The organism is Microcystis sp. M_QC_C_20170808_M9Col (assembly GCF_007095495.1).
Classification (GTDB): domain Bacteria; phylum Cyanobacteriota; class Cyanobacteriia; order Cyanobacteriales; family Microcystaceae; genus Microcystis; species Microcystis aeruginosa.
Genome location: NZ_SFBZ01000212.1, coordinates 1 through 13605, shown reverse-complemented (window position 1 = coordinate 13605; position 13605 = coordinate 1). Strand labels below are relative to the sequence as shown.

Annotated in this window: 14 protein-coding genes; 3 read left to right on the top strand and 11 right to left on the bottom strand. The window is 42.1% G+C overall.

Annotation, left to right across the window (positions count from 1 at the left end):
- Window positions 1-53: 53 nt before the first annotated feature.
- A complete protein-coding gene (gene glyS, locus EWV68_RS12405; RefSeq protein ID WP_287169953.1) occupies window positions 54-2186 on the bottom strand; it encodes a glycine--tRNA ligase subunit beta in 2133 nt (710 codons plus the stop codon).
- Window positions 2187-2318: 132 nt separating this feature from the next.
- Between glyS and EWV68_RS12400 the strand changes: the two genes are divergently transcribed.
- Window positions 2319-2903 carry a MiaE family protein gene (locus tag EWV68_RS12400; protein ID WP_287169952.1) on the top strand — a complete coding sequence of 195 codons (585 nt, stop codon included), beginning with the start codon at window positions 2319-2321 and terminating at the stop codon, window positions 2901-2903.
- 28 nt (window positions 2904-2931) lie between these two features.
- Here the strand turns inward: EWV68_RS12400 and EWV68_RS12395 are convergent, their stop codons facing one another.
- Both EWV68_RS12395 and EWV68_RS12390 read right to left on the bottom strand, forming a co-directional pair.
- Window positions 2932-4122 carry a GNAT family N-acetyltransferase gene (locus EWV68_RS12395; RefSeq protein WP_287169951.1) on the bottom strand — a complete coding sequence of 397 codons (1191 nt, stop codon included), beginning with the start codon at window positions 4120-4122 and terminating at the stop codon, window positions 2932-2934.
- A 36-nt stretch (window positions 4123-4158) separates the two neighbouring features.
- Window positions 4159-4839, bottom strand: coding sequence for a RibD family protein (locus EWV68_RS12390; protein ID WP_287169950.1), 681 nt, complete (start codon window positions 4837-4839; stop codon window positions 4159-4161).
- A 91-nt stretch (window positions 4840-4930) separates the two neighbouring features.
- Here EWV68_RS12390 and EWV68_RS12385 point away from each other — a divergent pair, with 91 nt between their 5' ends.
- Complete coding sequence (locus tag EWV68_RS12385) at window positions 4931-6856, top strand: sensor histidine kinase (protein ID WP_287169948.1); 1926 nt, start codon at window positions 4931-4933, stop codon at window positions 6854-6856.
- A gap of 41 nt (window positions 6857-6897) precedes the next feature.
- Here the strand turns inward: EWV68_RS12385 and pheA are convergent, their stop codons facing one another.
- A complete protein-coding gene (pheA, locus tag EWV68_RS12380; RefSeq protein WP_287169947.1) occupies window positions 6898-7752 on the bottom strand; it encodes a prephenate dehydratase in 855 nt (284 codons plus the stop codon).
- A gap of 55 nt (window positions 7753-7807) precedes the next feature.
- Entirely contained in the window at window positions 7808-8215 is a 408-nt protein-coding gene (locus EWV68_RS12375; RefSeq protein WP_287169946.1) for a ribonuclease D, read from the bottom strand.
- Window positions 8216-8233: 18 nt separating this feature from the next.
- Here EWV68_RS12375 and EWV68_RS12370 point away from each other — a divergent pair, with 18 nt between their 5' ends.
- Window positions 8234-8722 carry a universal stress protein gene (locus EWV68_RS12370; protein ID WP_061430996.1) on the top strand — a complete coding sequence of 163 codons (489 nt, stop codon included), beginning with the start codon at window positions 8234-8236 and terminating at the stop codon, window positions 8720-8722.
- Window positions 8723-8731: 9 nt separating this feature from the next.
- On the opposite strand, the gene lepB is transcribed toward EWV68_RS12370, so the two are convergent.
- From lepB to EWV68_RS12340, 6 genes are all read right to left on the bottom strand, one after another.
- Complete coding sequence (gene lepB, locus EWV68_RS12365; RefSeq protein WP_061430997.1) at window positions 8732-9307, bottom strand: signal peptidase I; 576 nt, start codon at window positions 9305-9307, stop codon at window positions 8732-8734.
- Window positions 9307-10140, bottom strand: a complete 834-nt coding sequence (gene mazG, locus EWV68_RS12360) for a nucleoside triphosphate pyrophosphohydrolase (RefSeq protein ID WP_061430998.1) — start codon at window positions 10138-10140, stop codon at window positions 9307-9309. Before mazG ends, lepB begins: the two co-directional genes overlap by 1 nt.
- Window positions 10141-10539: 399 nt before the next feature.
- Window positions 10540-10911 carry a hypothetical protein gene (locus EWV68_RS12355; protein ID WP_061430999.1) on the bottom strand — a complete coding sequence of 124 codons (372 nt, stop codon included), beginning with the start codon at window positions 10909-10911 and terminating at the stop codon, window positions 10540-10542.
- Window positions 10912-11605: 694 nt separating this feature from the next.
- Window positions 11606-12007 (bottom strand): phosphomannose isomerase type II C-terminal cupin domain, encoded by a 402-nt coding sequence (locus EWV68_RS12350; protein WP_287169945.1) that lies wholly within the window; start codon window positions 12005-12007, stop codon window positions 11606-11608.
- A 147-nt stretch (window positions 12008-12154) separates the two neighbouring features.
- Window positions 12155-12451, bottom strand: a complete 297-nt coding sequence (gene gatC / locus EWV68_RS12345; RefSeq protein ID WP_287169943.1) for an Asp-tRNA(Asn)/Glu-tRNA(Gln) amidotransferase subunit GatC — start codon at window positions 12449-12451, stop codon at window positions 12155-12157.
- Window positions 12452-12645: 194 nt separating this feature from the next.
- The gene (locus EWV68_RS12340; protein ID WP_002760118.1) at window positions 12646-13167 is read right to left on the bottom strand and encodes a photosystem I assembly protein Ycf3; all 522 of its coding nucleotides are present in this window, start codon (window positions 13165-13167) and stop codon (window positions 12646-12648) included.
- Window positions 13168-13605: the final 438 nt, after the last annotated feature.

The following is a 13605-nucleotide window of genomic DNA, read 5'->3' as shown; positions in this document are numbered from 1 at the left end:
TGTCCACTGAAAACTCAAATCTGATAACTGATAACTGATAACTGATAACTGAATTATCCCTTGACAATTGCGCCAAAATCTGCTAGGACTCGGGCGTGATTTCGCAGTAAACCCAACAGATTTAAACGATTGCGACGGACAGATTCTTTTTCGGCCATGACTAACACACTATTTTCGCCATCAAAAAAGTCAGCCACTACGGGAGAAATTGCTGTTAAAGCAGTGACGAGACGCTGATAATCTCTTTGCTCTCTTGCGCTGATAGTTTCGGGAATTAGGGCAATTAAAGCGTCATAAAATGCTGGTTCGGAGGATTGTTCAAATAACTCCGTATTGATGATTCCCTTGGCTTCTAGGGTAGTTGTATCTAAATCTCCTTTTTGTGCTAAACGGGTGGAGCGATTGACGGTTTCATAGATTTTGGCTAACTGACCATCCTGACGAATTTGGTATAAAAAGCGAGCGCGTTCACGGGTATCTAATAAATTTTCTAAAGCGCGAGACTTATACTCTGGATCGTTTTCCCCTAAAACTGCATTAGCGAGATCATAATCTATCCTCAAATCATCAATTAAGAGAGTTTGCAGACGTTGTAAAAAGAAATCTTTAATCAGATTGACCGGGTTGGGTTTATCGGGATGACTGGTGACAAAATCCTGAGCTATTTGCTCAATTAATGCCAAAAGATTGATATTAAAATCGGCTGACCAGATAATACTAATTATTGCATTGGCAGCCCGACGGAGAGCGAAGGGATCTGAGGAACCAGTGGGCAGCATTCCCAGTCCAAAAATACCAACTAAAGTATCTAAGCGATCGGCAATTCCCACCACTTGACCAGTTATTGTTTCCGGGAGTATATCCCCGGCATTGCGAGGCAGATAATGTTCAAAAATGCCCCGGGCAACTACAGCCGATTCACCACTAATTAAAGCATATTTTTCGGCCATTACTCCCTGTAATTCGGGAAATTCATAGACCATTTGGGTAACTAAATCCGCTTTACAAAGCATGGCAGTGGACTCTATATCACTGCGACTTTGTTCATCGAGATTTAACTGTTCGACGATCATCTGGGCAATTTCCATAATCCGATCGACTTTATCGCGCATGGTTCCCAATTCTTCTTGGAAAGTGACGGTTTCCAGTTGGGGAAGAAAACTATCTAAGGGTTCATCACAATCGGCAGTATAGAAAAATCTGGCATCGGCTAACCGTGCGCGGATAACCCTTTCATTTCCCGCGGAGATAATCTCAGATTTCTGGGGATCGCCATTGGAAATAGTAATAAAATAGGGTGACAAACCCTGGGGAGTTTTCACCGGGAAATAACGCTGATGTGTCACCATCACGGTAATAATTACTTCCGGGGGTAATTCCAGAAATCCATCGTCAAATTTGCCGACAATTGCCGTGGGATATTCGACTAAGTTAGTCACTTCTGCTAATAAATCTGCGGGAATTTCTGCCACTCCCTCCAGCTTTTTGGCTAGGGTGGTAATCTGATCAGTAATTATCTGTTGACGCACTTGCGGATCCGCTTCCACAAAAATCGAACGCAAACTGGTTAAATATGCTTGGGGATGACTAATGGCTAAGGATTGGGGGTGTAGAATGCGATGACCAAAAGTTAAGCGATCGCTGGTTAAAGTGGTAGAGCCATTAATTAATTCTAGGGGCAAAACTTCCCCATCCACTAAAGTTAATAACCAACGAATTGGCCGGGGAAATCTTAAATCTCCATCTCCCCAACGCATAAAACGTCTTCCTTCCAAACGGGTAATCCATTGGGGAATTAATTCAGTTAAAATCTCGGCTGTTTGACGACCTGGAATCGTTTTTTCAATATAGACAAATTCTCCTTTGTCTGTGGCGCGAATGGAGAAAGCATCGGTGCTAACTCCCTGTTTTCGAGCAAAACCCTCACCAGCGGGGGTAATTTGACCATTTTTGTAGGCTGCACTAACTGGAGGTCCTTTTATCTCCTCGCTGCGAGCTTCTTGCTCCCTCGGTAATCCTGTGATTAACACGGCCAAACGGCGCGGGGTTGCGTAAACTTGAATAGCAGTCGCGTCCAGAGATTCCGTCTCTAAACTCTTGCTAACTCTTTCCTGCAATTGTGCGATCGCGCTATCGACAAAATCTGCGGGTAGTTCTTCTGTACCGACTTCCAGTAAAAAATCCATCTGATTGATTGGCCGTGTTTATGCTTCACCAATCATCTAGGCTATCACAGAAGCCGTGTCCTTAGTTTTTGACTGGAGTTGTTCGACTTTTTGGGTTAGGGTGAAAGAGGCAGCAAATTGGAATCAGCGACGATGGGAAAGATTAATTTATTAGTCAGTGCCACCTCTGAGGATTGGATAGAACAGGCAATTAATAATTTAGAGATTATTCTGCTCGATCATTCCCATTGTGAGCGAAAAGCGGCAGGAGTGGCCTTAAATCTCATGTTTCGTTATCCTTCCTACGCTTCCCTCGTGCGGAAATTGACAGCGATCGCCCAAGAGGAATTAGAACATTTTGAACAGGTCAATCAATGGTTAGATAAATGGGGAATTCCCCTCGCTCCCTTGAATTCTCCCCCCTATGGTGCTAAATTAAAGGCCCAGATTCGTCACCAAGAACCCGATCGCCTTTTGGATTCGCTGTTAATATCAGCTTTAATCGAGGCGCGTTCCCACGAAAGATTAGGTTTATTGGGAGAATATTGTCCTGATCCCGATTTGGGCAAATTTTATCGCAGTTTAATGGCTTCCGAAGCGCGTCATTATGGTATTTATTGGCTATTAGCAGCGGATTATTTTGAACGGACGGTGATCGAGCAACGCTTAGAAACCCTAGGGGCGATCGAAAGTGAAATTCTCACTACTCTGCACCCGGAACCTCGTATTCATAGTTGATTGCACCCAAGGACAAACCCTATCTAAATTACTCGTTCAACTCAATTTCTCTTTTAGAAAAGGGTAAATCTTGATTGATTGCCTCAATTTCTTCCTGTTCCATTTGATTAATTTCCTGGATATAATTGCGGAGAATTTGAGTCATTTTGCCATGATAGAAACGGTGTAAACTGTGATTAGCAGTGGCAGGAAAACCCCGTCTTTTTTTATGTTGTCCTCCCGCACCGGGGTCAAACATGGTAATACCTTGACTAATTGCCCAATCGATCGGTTGATAGTAACAAGCTTCAAAATGTAAACAGTCGTACTCCTGAAAACTGCCCCAGTAACGACCATAAAGATTAGTATCTTTGCGAATACAAAAAGATAAACCCACCGGTTTAGTATCCTTTTCATTTTGGTAGGCAGTAATCAAAACCACTCGCTGACGATAATTCGGATATAATTGTTCAAAAAATTTCTGTGTCAGATATTTACTTCCCCAGTAAAATTTATCACAGGTACTGCTATAAAACCGATAAATTAACGGGAATAAATGATGGGGAATTTCTTCGGCGGCCAGAGTTTTAATAATTAACCCCGCATTAGTCACCGCTTTCCGTTCCCGTTTAATGTTGCGGCGTTGATTAGCATTAAAAACCGTCAGGTAATCTTCAAAACTTTGAAAACCCTTGTTATTCCAAATATAACTATGGTGTAACCAGGGAGTAAAGCCAAAATTTTCCATTAAAATTCGCCATTGGGGATCCACAAAAAGAAAATGACAACCCGACAGATGATTTTGGTCACAAAAATGATCGATTGCCGCTATCATTAAAGCAGTAATCTCCAGTTCATTTTCCCCCGGAGCAATTAAAAAACGATAACCCACCGCCGGAGTAAAAGGGGTCATTCCTAACAGTTTCGGATAGTATCTAATCCCTAAACGATGGGAAAGATCGGCCCATTGGTGGTCAAAGACAAATTCACCGTAACTATGACTTTTAATATACAAAGGAGCGGCGGCAATTAACTCAGCACCGCACCAAACTGTTAGATGAGCAGGTTGCCACCCCGTGCGTCCCGTGGCACTGCCGGAAGTTTCGATATTATGTAACCATTCCCACTCTAGAAAGGGAGTAGTTAGGGGTTGAGCGAGAGCATCCCATTTTTGTTGGGGAATCTCACTCATTTTATCAATCCAAGCGACAGAATATTGAGGTTTAAGCTGTTCTACCATGGGACAAGATAAGTCAACCTTTTTATTTAAGGTAATCTAGTTTTGAGATTTATGGGACTGCCGTTCAAGGGAATAATGTAAGAAAATTTCTTCTTCCACGGTTTCCACGCTCAAAAGTCGTAATTTTCTGGCAGAATCAGCCATAAATCCAGTTCCTGCCAGGGGAGTTGCCGCTTTATTGCCTCCTAACAGCAACGGACAAATGGTTAGATGGATTTCATCGATTAAATCTTCAGCTAAAAGAGAGGCAATTAATTCACCTCCTCCCAGAATCGCCAGCTTTTTGATACCTAGGGCGGTAAATTGCCTAAAAATAGCCTTCCAATCACCGCAGACTAAGACAAGCTCAAATAAACCCCGATTTTCCCATGCCGCCACTTTTTCCGCTGCCGTGATTAACCAGCGCGGGAAAGGCTGCTGAAAAAATTTCATCTGGGGATCAAGCTGCCCTGAATGAGAACAAACGATCTGTATCGGTTGCGGGGATAATCCCCGTTGTTGACGGTATGCGAGAAAATCGGCATGACGGATAGGAAGACTGGTGTGATAAGCGCGCAGGGTGTTAGCACCGAATAAAGCGGCATCCATGCGGGATAAATGTTGTTCTAGACGCATTTTATCGGTAGCAGAGGCAAATCTGGCCGCCGACTGGTAAGCGTCGGCAATTTTACCATCGGCACTCATGGCTAAAATAACGGTGGTGTGAGGACAATTCATGGCAAATGATCAGGGATATCACCTGGTTCGATTGGTGAATAGGCTAGTATAGTCTGGAGTTTGATAGCCAGAATCAAACCAATTTCTGCCTATGTCTATCGGTCAATCCTCCTTTCGTCGTATTCTGCTCTCTCGCTTACTCTTGGTCAGTGTACCTGTACTACTAATGGGGGTTTATATTACCTATCGTAAGGCGCGATCGGCTTTTTTGGAAACGGCCCGTCAAAATCTCACCGAAAGTGCCATCAGAAAAGCAGACAATATTGAGCAATCAATTCAATTTTTGCAGGCCAATCTTATCACTGCGGGCGAAAGTCTGGTTTTAAAACAGGGAACCTTAGCCGAAAAAGAAGCTTTTTTACAACAATTCACGGCGCAGCTTCCTAATCAGATTAACTGTGTGGAATTAATTGATATTAAGACCAAGAAACCTTTATTAAATCGAGCCTGTGAACCAGAAATTATCAAAGTTTTGCCTCTAGAAAGATGGACAGAAAAACGGACTAGCTTTGCTGGAAATATCGAGAATGTTTTAGTTAGAAGTTTACCTCGACAACTTTTAACCAAATCTCCCAATAATAATCGTCAATTAGAATTAGTTTTTGCTGTTCCCATCTACGATAATCAAGGACAATTACAATCTAGTCTGATTCTGCAAACTTCTCTACTTTACGGTGAGAAGGTTTTACCCGGTTCTTTATCGGGTTATCCCGTGGTTATTTCTGAAAATGGCATTATTCTCGCTCATCCCTATTTTCATCGCATTGGTAAGCATATCAGTCAAGAAGCTGATGCTGAACGCTTAAATATTATTATCAGTAATGCTATCCGAGGAAAACAAAATTTCTTGCATTTATTTTCTTTCGAGAAAGATGGCAAAGAATTAGTCGCTGGTTATAGTTCCCTCCCCAGTCCAGTTACGGGAGAATCATCCCAAAAATGGATAGTTTTAGCCATTAGTCCCCTCTCCCAAACTCTGGCTCCTCTGCAACAAATTTGGGAGGCAATTTTTTATCTGATTTCTGGTTTATTATTAGCTTATTTAGTAGCTATTATACTGATCACTAGGGATTTAGCTAGACCTTTAGAAAAACTGCGAGATTATGCCTTAAATATTCAGAAAATTCCTTCACAAAATATTACACCACAGAACTTTAATATTCGAGAAATTAATCAGTTAGCCTCGGCCTTAGAGGAAATGCTCGAACGTTTACGCCTTTGGGGAGAGGAAATAGTTAAGAGTTGGCAAGAAGCGGAAAATGCTAATCAATTAAAAAACCAATTTTTGGCGAATACTTCCCACGAATTACGCACCCCTCTCAATGGTATTATTGGCTCAATTCGTTGCGTTATGGATGGATTTTGTAATAGTGAGCAGGAGGAAAAAGAATATCTGCAACAAGCGGATAATGCAGCTGTACATCTTTTGGAAATTATTGATGATATTCTCAGTATTGCTAAAATAGAAGCGGGCAAACTTTCCGTTAATCCTGAACCAGTAGATTTACACCAAATTATCAATGAAGTTATTAATTTACAAACAGCATTGCTGCAACGTAAGCACTTAAAATTCAATCTACTTTTTTGTCCAGAAATTACTATAGTCTATGCTGATATCACTAAATTTAAACAGGTAATTTTGAATGTTATTTCTAACTCAATTAAATTTACTGATACAGGCACAATTTCTTTAATAACTCGCCTAGAAAATACACAGGCTATTATTACTATCATCGATACAGGAATCGGTATAGACCCCCAGCAACAATCAAAATTATTCCGTCCTTTTGTGATGATTGATGGTTCCACAACTAGAAAATTTAGCGGTACGGGTTTGGGATTAGCTATTTCTAAGAATTTTATGAAAATGATGGGGGGAGATATTACTATCTCTAGTCAAGGTCAAGGTTTAGGAACAACTGTAGAAATTATTCTTCCTCTAGTGGGGGAAAGAAAGCTTGATTCTACCCCAGAGGAAAACTCATCTTTGCCGATTCTTCCCTCTCTTAAAAGCTAAAATATCTCTATTTAATTTCTGTAATTTATGAGGAATTTAGTTTATAATTCCTCTAAACTTTCTACAGGCAAATTAACCACCTGATAAGCACCAAAAACCTTGATCGCGTCGGTATAATTGGTTAATTCTTCTAAAGTTGCCGCGATTAAATGCTGTTGATCTGGATTAATTTCTAGATCAATAAAAAATATGTATTCCCCTAAAGATATTTTAGTTGGTCGCGATTCGATCCGAGATAAATTAAGCTGACGTTTGGCAAAAACTTCTAAGGGTTTGACTAAAGCGCCGGGTTGATCTAAAACTTGAAAAGCGAGGGACATTCGCTCACCTTGGCGATGGGAAGTTAAAGCCATGACCCAAAAACGGGTACAATTATCGGGATAATCATTAATTGGTTGTATTAATATTGGCACATTATAGAGTTTTGCCGCCCGGGGAGAAGCAATAGCGGCCGAATTAGCCTCTCGATCGAGAATTTGAATCGCTTCTGTGGTAGAATTGGTGGGAATAATCGGCACGTTAGGTAAATTATTTTCTAGCCACTTTTGACATTGGGCTAAAGCTTGGGGATGGGAATAAACGGTTTTAATTTCTGTTAGCGATTGCCTAGGAGATAGAAGTGCATGGGAAATCGGTAAAACTAATTCTTGTTGAATCTGTAACCCGGGTAATTGCCATAAAGCATCAAGAGTCATTACCACACTTCCTTCGGTGGAATTTTCCACCGGGACCACTGCTAAATCGGCCTGATTTTGGACAACCGATCCCAGGGCCAAGGCAATGCTAGGATAGGGTATTAATTGACGAGGCTGGGGTGGTAAACTATTAGCAAATGCTAAAGCGGCTGTTTCTGAATAGGTTCCCACCGGCCCCAGATAAGCGATCTTTATAGTCATTTAGATGATCCCCGCAAGCAATTTTTTCTAGCTATTACAGCCTTTCTCATAAATATCAAGTATAACCTAATTCAACCACAGTTTTCAGTTGATAATTGGGTAAAGGAGCAATATAGTAGGGAACCTTTTTAGCTAACTCTAGGGTACAGGTAATTTTTTTAACTTGGCTTTTACCGCCCCAAAATTTACAATCATAACTAGCATTGTGAAAAACCTTTTCTATCCGGTCAACCAGCATGATTTTAGTGATAAAATAGTCAGTAAGATCGGGTCGATCGAGAACATCCAAAATTGTCACCCGCTCACCCGTTAAGTCCGTGGAATCAGCAAGAATTTGAATCAGAGACAAACGGGGAGTCTTGCTATCGTAATCGGCTACTTCCGTATCTAACCAAAGAATGGGAAAATGAGAAAAGTGATCGATCGCATTCATCATAGCGTCGGATTCCGTTAAATAAGGCATGGTTGCAGAGGCTGAAAAATGTATCAAAAAATCTTGATAGCAGTAGATTTGTCAGAGATGGGGGAGAGTGTTTTTAAGGAGGCTGTATCCTTAGCCAGTAAGTACGAAGCTAACCTCCTACTACTGCACGTCCTTTCCCCTGAAGAAGATTATAGCCCTTTACCGATTCCACCCAATTTAGCCGATATTTACCCCGCCCAGGGTAATGATCTCACTCTCGATTTTTGGCGGCAACAATGGGAAGAATTCGAGCAGAAAGGGGTGGCAATGTTGCAAAAAAGGGCTAATCAGGCGGGAGAAATGGGTGTAAAGGGAGAATACCGGCAAATTTACGGTCATGCCGCCAAAACTATCTGTAAAGTGGCGCGAGAGGAAAATATTGATTTAATTGTCATCGGTCGGCGTGGGCGATCGGGTCTAGGAGAGTTATTCTTAGGTAGTGTGAGTAATTATGTTCTCCATCATGCCCCCTGTTCCGTCTTAATTGTTCAACATCATCAAGACTAAAAATTCCTGTTAGCTATTCCCCCCTAAAATCCCCAAACGATTAAAAGGAAAAAAGCGAAAAACCGCCCTACCAATCACGTTATTTTCCGGTAAAAACCCCCAGATATGGGAGTCATTGCTATTATTGCGATTATCTCCCATGACAAATAAATTATTTTGCGGCACAAGCAAAGGCATTAAATTATATTGAGGGGATTCTAGAATATAATCCTCTGACAAGGGTTGATTATTCAGGTAAATTTTGCCCTCCTTGACAGCAATCACATCCCCTGCTGTGGCAATCACTCTTTTAATAAAAGCTTGGTCTTTTTGATATCCCTGTAATTGTAATTGTACCGGCGGTTCAAAGACGACGATATCCCCCCGTCGAGGAGGATGGAAATCGTAGGAAAGTTTTTCCACCACTAAGCGATCGCCCTGTTCTAAAGTGGGTAACATAGAATCGGAGGGGATAAAACGAGGTTCAGCCACAAAAGTGCGGATCAATAGGGCTAAAACTAAAGCTATAGCGATAATTTGCAGATTTTCTCGAATAGAAGCCCAAAAACTCTTAGATTTGTCCTTATTAATTTCTTGCTCTTGCATTATTGCCCAGATGATGGTTGATGTAACTTAGCTTTCGCTTGCTGCCAAAAAACTGTTAATTCCTCTAGTGTATAGTCATGGAGAGGCTTTTCCGCCACAGATTCCACTAGGGAAAAACGTTGAATAAAACGCAGATTAGTCTCTTGTAAAGCGATGCTGGGGTCTAAATTATACCAGCGAGCAAGATTGACAATAGTAAAGAGTAAATCGCCTAATTCGGCCTGTTGATGCTCTTTATCGCCCGATTCTAGGGACTCTTGCCATTCTGCTAACTCTTCGCCGAATTTTTCCCAGACTCCTGCGATATTTTCCCACTCAAAACCGACTCGCGCCGCTTGCCGAGAAATTTTCATCGCCCCCATCAAGGGTGGTAAAGTTTGGGCATAACGGGTTAATTTGCCGCTAATAGTCGGGTCATTTTTTTCCTCAGCTTTGATTTTCTCCCAATTTTGACGCACCTGTTCGGGATTTTCTAGGGATAGCTCCCCGAAAACGTGGGGATGACGACGAATTAATTTATCAGTGATGCCCCTAGCCACTTCTTCTAGGCTAAAATTACCCTCATCACTGGCAATTTGAGCTTGTAAAACCACCTGTAGCAGTAAATCGCCTAATTCCTCGGCAATGGCAGTTTTATCACCACTTTTAATCGCCGCTACCACCTCATAAGCTTCTTCGATAACGTAGGGAATCAGGGTTTCCGGGGTTTGAGCTAAATCCCAAGGACAGCCGCTTTCTGGGTCTCGTAAACGGGCAACAACGGTGATTAAATGGTTTAATGCCTCTAAGATGCCCTTGTAGCTGGGATTATCGGTTTCTGGAAGGCTAGACATCGATTTTTTCCGGTTTTCTCCCCCATTATACCGGTCAGTTATCAGTTATCAGTTATCAGTTATCAGTTATCACTGATCAGATGTGAGTTTTCAGTTAACTGATCACTGTTTACCGATCACAGCAAAAAAGCTTTTATTTCCCTATCTTCTAATATTCAGTTACAGCCTTTCTCATAACAGATGAAGTTTAACCTAATTTGAGCGAAGACCGACTCCCCAAAACGAAAACTTCGTACCTCACCATTCAGATAACTGCTTTAGCTCAATAACGATGAAAAAACCCGGTAAAACCGGGTTCCACTAGCTTGGAATCTGTATAGTCAACCGATAAAGCAGTTGAAAACTTAAATAAATCTAAATAGAAAAAAGGTAAGTAATTCCACTGTAAGAAAATCAGATTTAATGAACTACCCCGCAAGTTAGGGGACAAGAAGCATAAACAGCTTGATGAGAGGTTTTTACCTCACCGTGTAACCAGTGCAGCCAGCTAACTTCATGGGGATGAACACCTTTTACTGTTAATAAAGCGGCACTAATTAGGATAGCCAAAATATTAATACCAATAATCATTCCCGCCACTAAAAGCACGGAACTAATCGGTAAAACTGACTGTAAGATAATCGCCGACAATGCCCCCACTGTCATCATTAATACTACTAAAGGAAATCCCACTACTAATAAACAGACAGTGAGGACGAAACTCCAGAGAAGAAAGCTTTTTAGCATTGCTAAAGAAACGTGGCCCCAGTTATTTCTTGCGGTTAATTGCATCTTCCTGACCTCTTACAAACTTGGTGGTCTAACTTTTCTGCACGTCGGCTCAAAGTTGATGAAAACCAGTATAGGGAAAACACCGAAGAAGATGAGCTATTCGCAATATAAATTTACAATCATCGCTGATCATCTATGTTATATGTATCGAACTATTACAAAAATCGCCAAGAGGTATCGAAAACTTTACAATCGGTTTCCCTTGATCCCCAATCTAGTTTCCTACTGAAATCCTTGATCCCCGTCGATAATCCTTTCTTGTCTCCCTGTCCTCAGATTTTTCCGCGTCTCCTTGTAACAAATATTTACAAGTACCTCTAGAATTCTCAGAAAATAAGTGGACGACAGTAACCAGTAATCAGTCACCAGCAATCAGTAAACTGAAAACTCGCATTTGTCACAGAATTGACATCTGGCTGTTATAGTCCTGACAAATGAGAGTTATATGCTAAAGTTAATCCAGCAAAGGAATAAATTATTTCCCCTAGCCCAGCTTTCCTCAAGCTTCCCACACAGGGCCTAGGGGAAGTTTATTTTTCTGCCATGGAGGAAAACCGCTACCCGGCCCGAAAAGAAAATTTTTCTAGAACTTGACAAGCCTTGACAGCAGGGAAGACAGTCAGGCAGACTAACCTCAAAAGGTTTTTGGGGCGAAAATATAGTTTCTTGCCTTTCTGTCTCCCTAAACACGGTCTTAGCTCTGATGGCGAGCATAATCATCCTGAAAACGGACTATATCATCCTCTCCTAAATATTCCCCATTCTGCACTTCGATTAATACCAATTTGATCACCCCGGGGTTTTCCAGACGGTGAGCCGTACACTGCGGCACATAAGTGGACTGATTGGCTCCGAGAATTTCTTCGTTATCTCCACAGGTGACTTTTGCCGTTCCCGAAACCACAATCCAGTGTTCACTGCGATGGTAGTGCATCTGTAAACTGAGACGATGACCCGGATTCACTTCAATTCGCTTGATTTTATAACCAAGACCTTCTTCTAGAGTGGTGAAAGAACCCCAAGGTCTAAATTCTGTTGCTGCCGATTCTACGGTCGAAATAAGCTGAAATGGTGCCACATCTTGAGATGCGATCATTATATTATGTCTCCATTGCTAGGTCTGATCTTAGTCCAAGATAGCAGCAAAAACCCTAGATGGCATCTAAATCAGTGATCAGTAAACAGTAAACAGTGATCAGTAAACAGTAAACTGAAAACTCACATCTGATCACTGATCACTAATTCACTCTTCGTCGGTGTTGAGAATACGGGGAACCCGGAAATAATCCCCTTCTGGAGCCGGCGATTCCTGCACTAAGACCTCGTGATCGGGATAAAGTCTATTACCATCGGCGCGAGTGATATTTTGAATTTCGATCGCTCGCGTGGTGGGTGGCACATTTTCCGTGTCTAATTCGCTTAACTGCTCGAAATAATCCAGTATCCCGCTTAATTGCAGGGCAAATTGTTCTTCTTCGCCGCTATTAATCTCTAAACGGGCTAAATGGGCGATTTTTTCAACTGTAGCTTGATCGATCATGGGAGAAATGGGGTGTGGGGTGTGGGGTGTGGGGTGTGGGGTGTGGGGTGTGGGGAGCAGGGAGATGGGTGTGGGGTGTGGGGTGTGGGGTGTGGGGTGTGGGGTGTGGGGAGAATAAATAAAAATAATCTCCCGTCTCCCGTCTCCTATCTCCTGACGACCGACTCCTGTCTCCTGACGACCGACTCCTCAATTTAAAAGAAAACATCAATTTCCGATCGCCCGGTGATTTTCAGCCAGTTTTGGGCTTCAATGTAGTTATTGGGGGCTAATCGGATGGCTTGTTTCCAGTATTCTGCCGCTTTGTCGTAGAGTGCTTCCGCTTCGGCCTGTTGTCCGTCTTCTCTGGCTTTTTCCCCTTGAAAATGGTAAATAACGGCGATATTATTCAAAGCGGAGGGCATTCTGGGATTAAGTTGGATAGCTTCTTCGTAGTATTCCAGAGCCTTTTCATGCTCGCCGTTACTAGCGTGGATAATGCCGATATTGTAGAGGATATAACTGCGATCGTTAGGATCCTCTTCTAATGTTAAAGCCTCATAGTAATTATCGAGGGCTTCGGCGTATTCGCCGTCAGCTTGGGCAGACATCCCATCACGGTAATAAACAAAGGCTTCCTTGGCTTTTTTATTGGCGGGGAGCATCTTTAAAATGATATCCGCCATGACGGTAAAAGATTTATCAATAAAATTATCGTTACGTTGAGTGCGTGGCATAGTTAGGACAAGTAGGCGATCGAGATGACTATCTACCTTTATAGCACTCGCCAGCAACCCTAGGGCTGTTTTTCCGATTTTTCTCGACCACGGGTTCCATTTAGATGGTCTTGGCTGGACTGGGGGCGAACGTTATTTTCCAGCCCAAAAATCCCCCTAGCAAGGGGCAACTATGGGGCTTACTAATCTTTATCCCATAACCCAACCTACTATCTACTATCTAGGGTTTGCTGAATAAATCTAAAAACCTTGTTGGATAAGGCTTTTAGACTTTTTTTCCCTGAAAAAGTGCCTACCATTGGAGTGATTGGGGGGAAATTTTAGGGATTTTTTCCCTGAAAATTAGGTAATTGACCACCTGAAAATGGGTAAAACCCCACACCCCACACCCCACACCCCACACCCTGCCCCCACGAAAAACTTTTTCAGCAGCCCCTA

What these genes read in the sequence shown, in the direction of transcription:
- EWV68_RS12340 (WP_002760118.1), bottom strand. Translation starts at nt 13,167, where the DNA reads ATGCCACGCACTCAACGTAACGATAATTTTATTGATAAATCTTTTACC.
- EWV68_RS12395 (WP_287169951.1), bottom strand. Translation starts at nt 4,122, where the DNA reads ATGGTAGAACAGCTTAAACCTCAATATTCTGTCGCTTGGATTGATAAA.
- gatC (WP_287169943.1), bottom strand. Translation starts at nt 12,451, where the DNA reads ATGATCGATCAAGCTACAGTTGAAAAAATCGCCCATTTAGCCCGTTTA.
- EWV68_RS12350 (WP_287169945.1), bottom strand. Translation starts at nt 12,007, where the DNA reads ATGATCGCATCTCAAGATGTGGCACCATTTCAGCTTATTTCGACCGTA.
- EWV68_RS12390 (WP_287169950.1), bottom strand. Translation starts at nt 4,839, where the DNA reads ATGAATTGTCCTCACACCACCGTTATTTTAGCCATGAGTGCCGATGGT.
- pheA (WP_287169947.1), bottom strand. Translation starts at nt 7,752, where the DNA reads ATGACTATAAAGATCGCTTATCTGGGGCCGGTGGGAACCTATTCAGAA.
- mazG (WP_061430998.1), bottom strand. Translation starts at nt 10,140, where the DNA reads ATGTCTAGCCTTCCAGAAACCGATAATCCCAGCTACAAGGGCATCTTA.
- EWV68_RS12375 (WP_287169946.1), bottom strand. Translation starts at nt 8,215, where the DNA reads ATGCCTTATTTAACGGAATCCGACGCTATGATGAATGCGATCGATCAC.
- EWV68_RS12355 (WP_061430999.1), bottom strand. Translation starts at nt 10,911, where the DNA reads ATGCAATTAACCGCAAGAAATAACTGGGGCCACGTTTCTTTAGCAATG.
- EWV68_RS12400 (WP_287169952.1), top strand. Translation starts at nt 2,319, where the DNA reads ATGGGAAAGATTAATTTATTAGTCAGTGCCACCTCTGAGGATTGGATA.
- lepB (WP_061430997.1), bottom strand. Translation starts at nt 9,307, where the DNA reads ATGCAAGAGCAAGAAATTAATAAGGACAAATCTAAGAGTTTTTGGGCT.
- EWV68_RS12385 (WP_287169948.1), top strand. Translation starts at nt 4,931, where the DNA reads ATGTCTATCGGTCAATCCTCCTTTCGTCGTATTCTGCTCTCTCGCTTA.
- EWV68_RS12370 (WP_061430996.1), top strand. Translation starts at nt 8,234, where the DNA reads ATGTATCAAAAAATCTTGATAGCAGTAGATTTGTCAGAGATGGGGGAG.
- glyS (WP_287169953.1), bottom strand. Translation starts at nt 2,186, where the DNA reads ATGGATTTTTTACTGGAAGTCGGTACAGAAGAACTACCCGCAGATTTT.